Below are 13,506 nucleotides of genomic sequence, written 5' to 3' on the forward strand. Positions count from 1 at the left end.
CGCCTGAGGAGTACGACGGAGGGCGGGACACCGTGTGGGTGTCCCGCCCTCCGTCGTACTCCGCTCTCCCGCCGGGTCAGTCCTCCTCGACGGCCAGGAGGACCTCCAGAAGCGGCCGCAGCCGGGTCGTACGCTCCTGGGCCACCCCCTCGGCCACGGCGCGGGGCAGTGCCTGGTCCACGCCGTGGACGACCGAGAGATGGCGCTCGCCCCGGCCGAAGGCCGTGTAGACCCAGGCGCGGCTCAGGCCCTGGGCGGCATCGCCCGGCAGCACCACGACCGCGGCCGGCCAGCGCATCCCCGCCGCCTGGTGCGCGGTGAGCGCCCAGCCGTGCCGCAGGGCCGACTCCACCCGCTCCTTCGGTACGACGAGCTTCTCGCCCTCGCACTCCAGCCGCAGGCCCTCGGCGTCGGCCGAGACGACCGTTCCGGTCACCGTGCGCCCCGGGGCCGGAACGTATGCCACCCGGTCGCCCGGGTCGAAGCCGCCGAAACGGCCCGGGCCGGGGTTGAGCCGCTGCTTCAGCGCGGCGTTCAGCGCGCGCGTGCCCGCCGAACCGCCGTGGCCGACCGTGATCACCTGCGTCTGCTCGGCCGGCACGCCGATCGCCCGCGGTACGGAGTCGGCGACCAGCTGCACCGTCCGGTGCACGGCCTCGCCCGCGTCCTGGACCGGGACGATCACGACCTCCTTGCCGGGCGCCTCCACCTGGTTCAGCTCGCCGATGCCGATGCCCGAGACCAGTTCGCCGATCGGGCCGGCATCGGGGACACGAGAGGCGATCTGCGGGCACACCCGGGCCGCCAGCACATCGCCGAACACCCGACCCGCACCCGCCGAACCGAGGACACCGGGGTCGCCGCTCAGCACCAGACGGCAGCCGTCGGGCAGCGACTCCACGAGCATGGCGGCGGATTCGACGTCCAGCTGCGGCGCGTCGAGCACGATCAGCAGATCCAGGGCGAGGGCGCCCTCCTCGTCCCGGCCGGGTCCGGCCGCGCCGGACAGCAGGGCGGCGACGGTGAGTGCCTCCGCGCCGAGGCGACGGACGCCGTTCTCGCTGTGCGCGGCCACTGCGACGCGCAGGCCCCGCTCCCGGGCGGCCGCGGCGAGCGCGACCGGCTCACTGCGGGCCGCCTCGCCGCCCGTGTGCGCGACGAGCCCGTGCGCTCCGGCGGCGCGGACCAGCTCCGGACCGTCCCAGGTGTCGGCGGTGACGGTCTTGGCCAGCCGGGCGAGGCCGTCGGCCAGGCTCTCCTCGGCGAGGGCGTACCGGTCGAGCCCGAGCAGCACGGGAACGTCGGGGGCCTCGACGTCGGGGGCCTCCGGCGCGGATTCCCGGTCGCCCTCGGCGTCCTCCTCGGCGTCTTCCTCGGCGGCCTGGGCGTCTTCCTCCTGGAACACCAGGACCGCGCCCTCGGAGATCGCCTGCTGGACGGCCTCGTCTGGGTCCGGCACCGACAGCTTGGCCAGCCCGGTCCGTACGTCCGCCTCCTCCACGGCGGTGTGCCCCTTCAGCGCGGCCCGCTCGAGCAGCCAGGCGACCAGGGCGACGGCTCTGCGCGGATCGCCGGGACCGCATGCGGCGCCGAGCAGGGCCCGTGCGAAGCCGTCGGCGTGCTCGGGCTGGACCCCGGGCACCGAAAGGAGCAGCCAGGGGTCCTCGCGCAGCGCCTCGGCGGCGCCCTCGCCGAGCACGCCGGCGACCTGCCCGGTGAGCGACTCCGGCGCCCCACCGCGGGCCAGGACCTCCCGCACGGCCACCAGCGTCTCGGGGGCGGCCGCCGCCTTCTCGACCGGGGCCGGGCGCACCGTCATGGCCGGCGCCGCCGCGGGGGCGGGACGCCGGGCCGCCGGGGCGGGCTCGGCCGCCTCCGAGAACGCGCCGCCCGATGTCGTACCGCTCTCCACGGCCCGTACCGCCGCGAGCAGATCGGCCGCCTTGCCGCTCAGCTTGGCGCCCGCGGCGACCGGCCCCTCCTTCTCCGCCTTGCGCTGCTCGATCCGGGCCCGCAACTCCCGCTGGGCGGCGAGCTCGGCCTGCGCCTCGGAGAGCTCCGCGGCCTTGGCCTCACCGCCCTCGGCGGAGTCACCCACCGGAGCCTCGTCGGCGGCGGCGTCCGCCCCGCCGTCCTCCTCGGACGCCTCACCCGTGGCCGACACGGCCTCGTCGCCGTCGGTCTCCGGCGGCGCGTCTCCGGCGGCCGCAGGGTCTGCGCCGCCGTCGGCGCCCCCCGAGGGGTGATCCGTGGTGGCCTCGTCCTCGCCCGGTACGGGCTCGGCTGCCTCGGGAGGGGTCTCCCGGGAAGGCTCGCTCACAGGGTGCTCCAGTCCTGGTCCGGATAGCGGTGCACGGGCGCAGACACATCGTCGAGCGCCCGGCAGATCTCGTCAGGAAGACTAAGGCTCTCCACTGACAACGCCGCCGTGAGCTGCCGCGCGTTGCGCGCGCCGACGATCGGGGCGGTCACCCCGGGCCGGTCGCGCACCCAGGCGAGCGCCACCTGGAGCGGCGTCGCCGACAGGCCGTCCGCCGCCGTCGCGACGGCGTCCACGATGCGGCTCGCCGCCTCGTCCAGATACGGCTCCACGAAGGGCGCCATCGTCTCCGAGCCGCCCCGCGAGTCCGTCGGGGTGCCGTGCCGGTACTTGCCGGTCAGCACACCCCGGCCCAGCGGTGAGGACGGCAGCAGACCTATTCCCAGATCGAGGGCGGCCGGCAGCACCTCCCGCTCCACGCCCCGCTGGAGCAGCGAGTACTCCATCTGCGTCGCCGCCAGCCGCGTCCGCGCCGCGCCCGTCGCGCCGAGCTGCCAGGTCCCGGCCTTCGCCAGCTGCCACCCGCAGAAGTTCGACACCCCCACGTACCGCGCCCGTCCGCTGCTCACGGCGATGTCCAGCGCCTGGAGGGACTCCTCCAGCGGGGTGTGCGGATCGAAGGCGTGGAGCTGCCACAGATCCACGTGGTCGGTGCCGAGGCGGGCCAGGGAGGCGTCGAGGGCGGCCAGGAGATGCCCACGCGAGCCGTCCGTCCGGCGGTCGGGGTCGGGCACACTGCCCGCCTTGGTGGAGATGACGAGATCGCGCCGCGGCACCAGCCGCTCCATGAGCTGCCCCAGCACGTACTCCGCCTCGCCGCCGCCGTACACGTCCGCGGTGTCGACCAGCGTGCCGCCCGCGTCCCAGAACGCCTTCAACTGGTCGGCGGCGTCGTGCTCGTCGGTGTCCCGGCCCCAGGTGAGGGTGCCGAGCCCGATCCGGGACACGCGCAGGCCGGTACGTCCGAGATGCCTCTGCTCCATGGGCGCGAGATTACTGGCCAAGACCCCACGCGGAGAGAGCCTGTGGACAACCTCCCCCTGACGGATCCGGTAACCGCGCGCTAGAGTCCGGGCCAAGGGACGTTACTGATCAGTAAAGAGGGTGTGGTCATGAGGCTCGGCATCAACCTCGGCTACTGGGGCGCCGGCATGGACGGCGACAATCTCGCCGTCGCGCAGGAGGCGGACCGCCTCGGCTACGACGTCTGCTGGGCCGCCGAGGCCTACGGCTCCGACGCGCCGACCGTGCTCTCCTGGGTGGCCGCCAAGACGGAGCGGATCGACGTCGGCTCCGCGATCATGCAGATCCCGGCGCGCCAGCCCGCGATGACGGCGATGACCGCCGCCACCCTCGACTCGCTCTCCGGCGGCCGGTTCCGCCTCGGTCTCGGCGTGTCCGGGCCGCAGGTCTCCGAGGGCTGGTACGGCGTCAAGTTCGACAAGCCCCTGGCCCGCACCCGCGAGTACGTCGAGATCGTCCGCAAGGCCATGACCCGCGAGCGCCTCACCTACGAGGGCGAGCACTGGACCCTGCCGCTGCCCGACGGCCCGGGCAAGCCCATCAAGCTCACCGTCCACCCGCAGCGCGAGCACATCCCGCTCTACATCGCGGCGATCGGCCCGAAGAACCTGGAGCAGACCGGCGAGATCGCCGACGGCGCGCTGCTGATCTTCCCCTCCGCCGAGCACCTGGAGGAGACCGCGCTGCGCCCGCTCCGCGCGGGCCGCGAGAAGGCCGGGCTCACCATGGACGGCTTCGACGTCCACCCCACGCTGCCGATCGCCCTCGGCGACGACATCGACGCCCTCGCCGACATCTTCCGCCCGTACACCGCCCTGTACGTCGGCGGCATGGGCAGCCGCAAGCAGAACTTCTACAACCAGCTCGCCCAGCGCATGGGCTACGAGAAGCAGGCGGCCGAGATCCAGGACAAGTACCTGGCCGGTGACAAGACCGGCGCGGCCGCCGCCGTACCGCGGCAGCTGATCGACCAGACCACCCTGCTCGGCTCCGTCGATCGGATCGCCGACCGGATGAAGGCCTACGCCGAGGCCGGTGTCACCACCCTCACCCTCGCCCCGGCCGGCTTCACCCTCGACGAGCGGGTGGCGGCGCTGCGCGCGGGCACCGAGGCCCTGGAGCGGGCCGGTCTGAGCTGAGCCGAGACGGATCCCCCGGCCGCTCGCCGGACTCCGGGACGAACGGAGTCCGGCGCAGTCGGCCGAGGCCGGTGAGGCCACCGAGGCCTGGAGTGTGCGGGCCTCGCCGGCGGGAAGGTCTGCGGCCGTGGTGGGGGCTCGGGGGTCTTCCCCGCCACGGCCGTCATGTAGCACAACGCTCCACGGACCTCCTGGTTACGAGCGCGGCCGTCATTCATTCGGCCGAGTCGCCCGCCGCTCCTGTTGCCCACTCGCCCGTACGGCATTTGACTCGTTCTCTGCGGACGTGCGGCGTGCGGACGCCCGCATGGAGGTGGCAGCAATGCTGACGGCCAAGGGCCTGTTCCAGGAAATCATCGACAACGACGAGTCCTTCCAGCTCTTCTGCTCCATCGCCGCCAGCGGCGAGGCCCAGGGAGGCTGGGAGAACGCCCGGATCGCGGCCCTGGTCGCGCCGGGGATGCGGGATCTGGCGCCCAAGATCACCCGGCACGGGGCCGACGAGGACAAGCACGGCCGGATCTTCAACGCACTGCTGAAGAAGCGCGACCTGGAGCCCGTGCCGGTGCCGCCCGACACCGACTACACGATGCTCCTCGAACAGCGCGGCATCGGCCTCGCCCACGACAAACTCCGCCGCGACGAGCCGCTGAGCGAAGAGGACGTCATCGTCTACCTCTCGCACAGTCGTGTCACCGAGCAACGGGCCGCGGACCAGATGGAGATGCTGGTCACGTACTTCGGGGACCACCCCGAGCTCGGCAAGGCCATTCACATGATCGACAACGACGAGGCGAACCACCTCGCCTACTGCCACGAGGAGCTGCTGCGCCTCGCGCGGGCCGGACACGGCCGGCTCATCCAGCGCACCCTGCGTGAGTCCGCGCTCGCCGAGATCAAGGTCTACCGCGACGTCAGCCTCGCCGTGATGGGCCACATGGGACGCATCCTGGGCTGGCCCAAGGCCAAGTCGGCCGTCCTCGTGGCCGGGATCCACGGCATGTACGCGTACGAACGCGCGGCCGGCTGGCACAAGATGGTCGACCTCAAGATGCCCGAGCGGCGCAACGCGCTGGGCGGCCCCGCGACCCCGGCCCCCGCGTTCTGAACCGTCCGTCACCCGGCGCCGTGGCTACATCCAGCCGCGGCGCTTGAACAGCCGGTACAGGCCGAGGACGACCCCGGCCATCAGCAGGATCACCGCCGGGTACGACCAGGTCCAGCCCAGCTCGGGCATGTGGTCGAAGTTCATGCCGTAGATCCCCGCGACCATCGTGGGAACCGCGGCCATGGCCGCCCACGCCGAGATCTTCCGCATGTCGTCGTTCTGCCGCACGCCCATCTGCGCCAGATGCGCCGACAGCACGTCCGACAGCAGCCGGTCCAGCCCCTCCACCTGCTCGTTGGCGCGGACCAGGTGGTCGGCGACGTCCCGGAAGAAGGGCATCGCGTGCTCGTTCACGAACGGCACGGCGCCCGTCGAGAGCTTCACCATCGGAGCCCCGAGCGGACCACTCGCCCGGCGGAACTCGAGCACCTGGCGCTTGGCCGTGTAGATCCGCTCCGCCGTGTTCCCCGGATTCCCGCCGGTCGGCGCGAACACATCGGCCTCCAGCTCCTCCAGGTCGACCTGGAGCTCGCCGGCCACGTCGATGTAGTGGTCCACGACCGCGTCGCTGATCGCGTACAGCACGGCGGTCGGGCCGTGCCGCAGCAGGTCGGGATCGGCCTCCAGCCGGCGGCGCACGGCCGCCAGCGGCGCGCCCTCGCCGTGCCGGACCGTCACCACGAACGAGTCCCCGATGAACACCATCAGTTCGCCCGAGGAGACCCGGTCGCTCTTCGGTTCGTACACCACCGGCTTGAGGACCACGAAGAGAGAGTCGTCGTAGACCTCCAGCTTGGGCCGCTGATGGGCCTTCAACGCGTCCTCGACGGCCAGCGGATGCAGCGCGAACTCGGACGAGACGTGAGCGAACTCGGCCTCCGTCGGCTCGTGCAGCCCGACCCACAGAAACGCGTCGCCGGTCGCTCTCGCCTCGTCCAGGGCGTCGGACAGGTCGGCGGGGCCCTCCGTGCGGCGCCCGTCGCGGTAGATGGCGGAGTCCACGATCACGCGCCGTATTCTCCCCCGCCCGCCCCCGTCCCGCACACGCGCGTGCCCGGCGAACCTTCGCCCGGGTGCGTGCGGCAACTTACCCTTGCCGCCATGGCCACGCTGATCCTCGTCCGTCACGGACGCTCCACCGCCAACACCTCAGGGGTCCTCGCCGGACGGCTGCCCGGGGTCGCCCTCGACGAGCGGGGCGCCGCGCAGGCCGCCGCGCTGCCCGGGCGACTGGCCGGGGTGCCGCTCGCCGCCGTCGTCTCCAGCCCGCTGCAGCGCTGCCGCGAGACGCTGCGGCCGCTCCTCGACGCCCGGCCCGAGCTGCCGCTCCACACCGACGAGCGGATCAGCGAGTGCGACTACGGCGACTGGTCCGGCCGCAAACTCGCCGAACTGGGCGACGAGCCGCTGATGGAGATCGTCCAGACCCACGCCTCCGCCGCGACCTTCCCCGGCGGCGAGTCGATGCGCGCCATGCAGGCGCGGGCCGTCGACGCCGTGCGGGACTGGAACGCCCGGATCGAGGCCGAGCACGGCGAGGACGCGGTCTACGCGATGTGCTCGCACGGAGACATCATCAAGTCGATCGTCGCCGACGCCCTCGGGATGCACCTCGACCTCTTCCAGCGCATCCACGTCGACCCCTGTTCCGTCACCGCCATCCGCTACACGCGGCTGCGTCCCTTCCTCCTACGACTCGGCGACACCGGCGACTTCGCGGCGCTCACGCCCCGGGAGACCGGCGACACGGGTGGGGCCGCGGAGGTCGGTGGCGGTGCGGGCGCACCGTGATCCATCCGCGCAGTAGGGTGGACGGGCCGCTGTAGCGCGGGCCTCCACCACTGTCGAGACTCAAGGGAGTCAGGGACGTGTCCCGTCAGGTGTTCCTCTACGACCCACCGGAGCGTTTCGTGGCCGGCACGGTCGGGCTGCCTGGCCGCCGTACGTTCTTCCTGCAGGCGTCCGCGGCGGGCCGGGTCACCAGCGTGGCCCTGGAGAAGACCCAGGTCGCCGCGCTCGCCGAACGCATCGACGAACTCCTCGACGAGGTCGTGCGCCGCACCGGTGGCAACGCCCCCGTCCCGGCCGTCGCCCCCGCCGACATCACGGACACCGCTCCCCTCGACATCCCGGTCGAGGAGGAGTTCCGGGTCGGCACGATGGCGCTGGCCTGGGACGGCGAGGAACAGCGCATGATCGTCGAGGCCCAGGCGCTCGTCGAGCTGGACGCCGAGACCGACGAGGACCTCGCCGAGGCCGAGGAACGGCTCCTCCAGGACGAGGAGAACGGACCGCCGATGCTGCGCGTCCGCCTCACCGGCGCCCAGGCCAGGGCCTTCGCCAAGCGCGCCCTCGACGTGGTCAACGCCGGCCGGCCGCCGTGCCCCCTGTGCAGCCTGCCGCTCGACCCCGAGGGCCATGTGTGCCCCCGCCAGAACGGATACCGACGCGGAGCATGAGCGGTCCCGACAGCCGGGCGGTCATCGACCTGCTCACCAAGGGAGAGCTGACCGTCCGCGGCCAGGTCCGCGAGGCCTCCAACGCGGTGCTCTTCTGCTCCGTCGCCCACGCCGGCGAGGAGGCCGCCTGCGTCTACAAGCCCATCGCGGGCGAGCGCCCGCTGTGGGACTTCCCCGACGGCACCCTCGCCCAGCGCGAGGTCGCCGCCTACGAGCTCTCCGAGGCCACCGGCTGGGGACTCGTACCGCCCACCGTGCTGCGCGAGGGCCCGTACGGCGAGGGCATGGTCCAGCTGTGGATCGAGGCCGACCCCGGCGCGAACCTGCTCGCCCTGACCGAGGACGAGGAGGCGGGGGAGGGCTGGAAGGCCGTCGGGCCCGCCCAGGTCGGCGAGGACCGCACCGCGCTCCTCGTGCACGCCGACAGCCCCGAACTGCGCCGCCTCGCCGTCCTGGACGCGGTCATCAACAACGGCGACCGCAAGGGCGGCCATCTGCTGCCCGCCCCGGACGGACGTCTGTACGCCATCGACCACGGGGTGACCTTCAACGTGGACGACAAGCTGCGCACCCTGCTGTGGGGCTGGGCGGGCGAGGAGCTGCCCGCCGAGGCCACCGAGGTGCTCGACCGGCTCGACGGCTCGCTGGCCCCCGGCACACCGCTCACCACCCGGCTGGCGGAGCTGCTCACGGCGGCCGAGGTGGACGCCCTGCGCGGCCGGGTGAGCGCCCTGCGCGCCACCGGCCGGCACCCCGAGCCCTCCGGGCAGTGGCCGGCGATCCCCTGGCCACCGGTCTGACCGATCGGATCCGGCCAACCCGATCCATGGGTCCACATCCCCCCTGGGGTATGCACGAGCGGCCGCGAGCTGCAAGACCGCCTTGTCGGCCAAGATCCCTGATCCGGTTCGTATCCGGAACAGGTGTCCGGTTACGCTCAGGTCATGCATGCCTGGCCCGCTTCTGAGGTCCCCGCCCTGCCCGGCAAGGGCCGCGACCTCCGGATCCACGACACCGCGACCGGTGGACGAGTGACCCTCGCCCCCGGCCCCGTCGCCCGTATCTACGTCTGCGGCATCACGCCGTACGACGCGACCCATATGGGTCACGCGGCGACCTACAACGCGTTCGACCTCGTTCAGCGCGTGTGGCTCGACACCAAGCGGCAGGTTCACTACGTCCAGAACGTGACCGACGTGGACGACCCCCTCCTGGAGCGGGCGATCCGCGACGGCATCGACTGGGTCGGTCTGGCCGAGCGTGAGACCGCCCTGTTCCGCGAGGACATGACCGCCCTGCGGATGCTCCCGCCGCAGCACTACATCGGCGCGGTCGAGGCCATACCGGGCATCGTGCCGCTCGTCGAGCGGCTGCGGGACTCCGGTGCCGCGTACGAGCTCGAGGGCGACATCTACTTCTCCGTCGAGGCCGACCCGCACTTCGGTCAGGTGTCGAACTACGACACCGAGCTGATGCGCCACCTCTCCGCCGAGCGCGGCGGCGACCCGGACCGCCCGGGCAAGAAGAACGCGCTCGACCCGATGCTGTGGATGGCCGCCCGCGAGGGCGAGCCGAGCTGGGACGGCGGCAGCCTCGGCCCCGGCCGCCCCGGCTGGCACATCGAGTGCGTCGCCATCGCCCTCGACCACCTGGGCATGGGCTTCGACGTGCAGGGCGGCGGATCCGACCTGATCTTCCCGCACCACGAGATGGGCGCCTCCCACGCCCAGACGCTCACCGGCGAGTTCCCCATGGCCAAGGCGTACGTCCACGCCGGCATGGTCGCGCTGCACGGCCAGAAGATGTCCAAGTCCAAGGGCAACCTCGTCTTCGTCTCCGCGCTCCGCCGCGAGGGCGTCGACCCGGCCGCCATCCGCCTCGCGCTCCTCTCGCACCACTACCGCGCCGACTGGGAGTGGACCGACCAGGTCCTCGAGGACGCGGTGGCGCGCCTGGACCGCTGGCGTGCGGCTGTCTCCCGCCCCGACGGTCCGTCCGCCGACGCGCTCGTCGAGGAGATCCGCGAGGCGCTCGCCGACGACCTCGACGCGCCGGCCGCGCTCGCGGCCGTCGACCGCTGGGCCGCGCACCAGAGCGCGGAGGGCGGTACGGACGAGTCCGCGCCCGGTCTCGTCTCCCGCGCCGTCGACGGACTGCTCGGGGTGGCTCTGTAACGGGGACCCGCCCAACTCTCTTTCGGACAACCGCCCTTGGACTTCTCCGCGAAGTCCGGGGGCGGTTCCGTTTTGTCCTGGCTCTGTGCTCGTTTCTGCGCTAAATACCCTCCATGCAATCAATATTGCGCATGAAAGCTGCACTCTCCGGTGCCGTGCTCGGGCTCCTCGCCGTGCTCGCGGGGCCGGGCAGCGCCCAGTCCGCCGAGCCCTCACCCACCACCGTCGGGGACGTCACGGGCTTCGCCGCCGACGCGGCAGCCGTCTACCGGCTGACCGCCGGTCAGGCACAGGCCCGCGTCACCTTCGTCACCGACGAGACCTTCCGCATCGAACTCGCCCCCGACGGACGGTTCACCGACCCCACGGGCCGGGACATCGTGCTGCCCCAGGGCCCGCCGCCCGCCACCCGCTGGTACGACCGCGGCGACCGCTACGAACTCACCTCCGCGAAGGTGACCCTGCGCGCCTACAAGGCACCGCTCCGCTTCGCCGCCTTCCGCGCGGACGGCACCCCCCTGTGGTCCGAGACCACGGGCCTCACCTGGGACCAGGACCGCACCACCCAGTCACTGACCCGGGGCGCCGCCGAGCAGTTCTACGGCGCCGGGATGCAGAACGGCCGCGGCAACACCTCACACCGCGGCAAGACCGTCGAGGTCGGCGTCGACTACAACTGGAACGACGGCGGTCACCCCAACTCCGTCCCGTTCTACCTCTCCTCGGCCGGCTACGGCGTCTACCGCAACACGTACGCCCCGAACACCTACGTGTTCGGCGAGCCCGTCACCACCACCGCCCGCGAACAGCGCTTCGACGCCTACTACTTCGCGGGCAGCGGCTCCGACGCCGTCAAGGACGTCATCGGCCAGTACACGAACCTCACCGGCAAGCCCTTCATGCCGCCCGTCTACGGCCTGGAGATCGGCGACGCCGACTGCTACCTCCACAACGCCAACCGGGGCGAGCGCCACACCCTGGACGCCCTGAAGGTCGCCGACGGCTACGTCGCCAACGACATGCCCAACGGCTGGATGCTCGTCAACGACGGCTACGGCTGCGGCTACGAGAACCTCGCCGAGACCGCGACCGGTCTCCAGCAGCGCAAGATGCAGCTGGGCCTGTGGACCGAGGACGGCCTCGACAAGCTCGCCGACCAGGTCAAGGCCGGCCAGCGCGTCGCCAAGCTCGACGTCGCCTGGGTCGGCGCCGGCTACAAGTTCGCCCTCGACGGCTGCAAGGACGCCTACGCCGGCATCGAGGCGAACAGCGACGCCCGCGGCTTCACCTGGGCTCCCGAGAGCTGGTCCGGCGCCCAGCGCTGCGGCGTCCAGTGGTCCGGCGACCAGTCCGGCACCTGGGAGTACATCCGCTGGCAGATCCCCACCTACGCCGGCGCCTCCATGTCCGGCCTCGCCTACACCACCGGCGACGTCGACGGCATCTTCGGCGGCAGCGCCAAGACGTACACCCGCGACCTCCAGTGGAAGATGTTCCTGCCGGTCACCATGACCATGGACGGCTGGGCCGCCAGCGACAAACAGCCCTTCCGCTACGGCGAGCCGTACACCTCGATCAACCGCGACTACCTGAAGCTCCACGAGTCGCTGCTGCCCTACATCTACTCGCACGCCCACCGCGCCACCGAGACCGGCGTCGGCCTCGCCCGCCCGCTCGTCCTCGAGTACCCCGACGACCCGAAGGCTGCGAGCGAGACGGCGAAGTACGAGTTCCTGAGCGGCGAGGACTTCCTCGTCGCCCCCGTCTACCAGGACGCCGTCGAGCGCGACGGCATCTACCTCCCCAAGGGCACCTGGATCGACTACTGGAGCGGGCGCATCTACGAGGGCCCCGTCACCGTCGACGACGACAGCGCACCCCTCGACACCCTGCCCCTGTTCGTACGGGCCGGGGCCACCGTCCCGATGTGGCCCGGCGGCATCCGCTCGTACGCCGACCGCACGGCGGGTTCCCCGCTCGCCTGGGACATCTACCCGCAGGGCGACTCGTCCTTCGAGCTGTACGAGGACGACGGCGTCACCCGCGCCCACCGCGCCGGTCAGTACGCCACCCAGACCGCCGAGGTCCGCGCGCCCCAGCGCGGCGCGGGTGACGTGACGGTCAGGATCGGCGCGAGCAAGGGCGCCTTCGCCGGCAAGTCCACCGCCCGGCCGTACCAGTTCACCGTCCACACCGGCGACGCGCCGAGTGAGGTCACGCTCGGCGACCGCGCACTGCCGCGCCTCACCTCCAAGGCCGCCTACGAGGCAGCCGCCCAGGGTTGGTGGTACGACCGCGACGACCGCGGGGGAGTGGTGAAGGTCAAGACGGCCGCCCAGCGGACCGACCGCGCCTTCACCCTCGAACTGTCGGACACCAGCGCGGTCGGCGGAGCCGTACCGGGCGCCGCCGCCACCCTCGCCGTACCGGCCGGACAGGAGCTGGGCGCCGGTGCCCCCGGCACCGTGGCCGTCGACGTCACGGCGGGTACGAAGGACGCCACCGGCGTCGAGGTCTCGCTGACGGCCCCCACCGGCTGGCAGGTCACCCCGGCCGCGCCCGTCACGCGCATCCCGGCGGGCACCACGAAGCGGGTCGCGGTCTCCGTCACCCCGGCGAAGGACGCCAAGCCCGGGGAGGCCACCCTCACCGCGACCGCCCGCCACCGCTCCGCGGGCCAGGACCGCACCGCGGTCCAGCGGTTCGCCGTCGGAGTGATGCCCGAGCCGCCGTCCACCGGCGTCTGGGCGAGCGATCTGGTCTGGCTGAAGGCCACCAACGGCTGGGGACCGCCCGAACGCGACCGTTCCAACGGCGAGTCGGGCGCGAGCGACGGCCGCACCCTCACCCTCGCCGGCACGACCTACGAGAAGGGCATCGGTGCCCACGCCGACTCCGACATCGAGGTCTACCTCGGCGGCCGCTGCACCGCCTTCACCGCGGACGTCGGCATCGACGACGAGATCAACGGCTACGGGGAGGTCGCGTTCTCGGTCGAGGCCGACGGCAAGGTCCTGTGGACCTCACCCAGGGTGACCGGCGCCTCGGCGACCGTCCCGGTCGACGTCGACGTCACCGGTGCCCGCCATGTCCGGCTGCGGATCACCGACACCAACGGATCCAAGAGCGGTGATCACGGGGACTGGGCGGCCGCCCGCTTCGCCTGTGCCTGAGTGAGGGAGGGGGGGGGGGCGGGGGGGGCGCCGCCCCCCCCCCGCCCCCCGCCCTCCACACGAGACCGGCCCGCCCCGACTCCCACCACACCCCGGGGGGCGCCACCACC

General features: G+C 72.6%; 10 protein-coding genes. 7 read left to right on the forward strand and 3 right to left on the reverse strand.

Annotation, left to right across the window (positions count from 1 at the left end; genetic code table 11):
* Positions 1 to 76: 76 nt before the first annotated feature.
* Positions 77 to 2,320, reverse strand: a complete 2,244-nt coding sequence (locus ACFV9D_RS38445) for a helix-hairpin-helix domain-containing protein (RefSeq protein WP_385157622.1) — start codon at positions 2,318 to 2,320, stop codon at positions 77 to 79.
* Positions 2,317 to 3,303: an aldo/keto reductase gene (locus tag ACFV9D_RS38450; protein ID WP_385157625.1), complete on the reverse strand. Its 987-nt coding sequence runs from the start codon at positions 3,301 to 3,303 to the stop codon at positions 2,317 to 2,319. The genes ACFV9D_RS38445 and ACFV9D_RS38450 overlap by 4 nt, the downstream gene beginning before the upstream one ends.
* Positions 3,304 to 3,432: 129 nt before the next feature.
* Here ACFV9D_RS38450 and ACFV9D_RS38455 point away from each other — a divergent pair, with 129 nt between their 5' ends.
* Together ACFV9D_RS38455 and ACFV9D_RS38460 are read left to right on the forward strand one after the other, a co-directional pair.
* The gene (locus tag ACFV9D_RS38455) at positions 3,433 to 4,482 is read left to right on the forward strand and encodes an LLM class F420-dependent oxidoreductase (RefSeq protein ID WP_385157628.1); all 1,050 of its coding nucleotides are present in this window, start codon (positions 3,433 to 3,435) and stop codon (positions 4,480 to 4,482) included.
* A gap of 322 nt (positions 4,483 to 4,804) precedes the next feature.
* A complete protein-coding gene (locus tag ACFV9D_RS38460; RefSeq protein WP_385157645.1) occupies positions 4,805 to 5,590 on the forward strand; it encodes a ferritin-like domain-containing protein in 786 nt (261 codons plus the stop codon).
* Between the two features lie 24 nt (positions 5,591 to 5,614).
* Here ACFV9D_RS38460 and ACFV9D_RS38465 read toward each other — a convergent pair whose 3' ends face one another.
* A complete protein-coding gene (locus tag ACFV9D_RS38465) occupies positions 5,615 to 6,607 on the reverse strand; it encodes a magnesium and cobalt transport protein CorA (protein WP_385157647.1) in 993 nt (330 codons plus the stop codon).
* A gap of 84 nt (positions 6,608 to 6,691) precedes the next feature.
* Between ACFV9D_RS38465 and ACFV9D_RS38470 the strand changes: the two genes are divergently transcribed.
* The 5 genes from ACFV9D_RS38470 (at position 6,692) to ACFV9D_RS38490 (ending at position 13,396) form a co-directional block, all read left to right on the forward strand.
* On the forward strand, positions 6,692 to 7,381 hold the full coding sequence (locus tag ACFV9D_RS38470) for a histidine phosphatase family protein (RefSeq protein ID WP_385157631.1): 690 nt from the start codon (positions 6,692 to 6,694) through the stop codon (positions 7,379 to 7,381).
* Between the two features lie 77 nt (positions 7,382 to 7,458).
* Positions 7,459 to 8,049, forward strand: a complete 591-nt coding sequence (locus ACFV9D_RS38475) for a DUF3090 domain-containing protein (protein WP_385157634.1) — start codon at positions 7,459 to 7,461, stop codon at positions 8,047 to 8,049.
* Positions 8,046 to 8,849 carry an SCO1664 family protein gene (locus tag ACFV9D_RS38480; RefSeq protein ID WP_385157636.1) on the forward strand — a complete coding sequence of 268 codons (804 nt, stop codon included), beginning with the start codon at positions 8,046 to 8,048 and terminating at the stop codon, positions 8,847 to 8,849. The genes ACFV9D_RS38475 and ACFV9D_RS38480 overlap by 4 nt, the downstream gene beginning before the upstream one ends.
* Before the next feature lie 144 nt (positions 8,850 to 8,993).
* On the forward strand, positions 8,994 to 10,223 hold the full coding sequence (gene mshC, locus ACFV9D_RS38485) for a cysteine--1-D-myo-inosityl 2-amino-2-deoxy-alpha-D-glucopyranoside ligase (protein WP_385157639.1): 1,230 nt from the start codon (positions 8,994 to 8,996) through the stop codon (positions 10,221 to 10,223).
* 131 nt (positions 10,224 to 10,354) lie between these two features.
* Positions 10,355 to 13,396, forward strand: coding sequence for an NPCBM/NEW2 domain-containing protein (locus ACFV9D_RS38490; protein WP_385157642.1), 3,042 nt, complete (start codon positions 10,355 to 10,357; stop codon positions 13,394 to 13,396).
* The last annotated feature ends 110 nt before the right edge of the window (positions 13,397 to 13,506 follow it).

It is taken from the genome of Streptomyces sp. NPDC059875 (genome assembly GCF_042731085.1).
GTDB lineage: Bacteria > Actinomycetota > Actinomycetes > Streptomycetales > Streptomycetaceae > Streptomyces.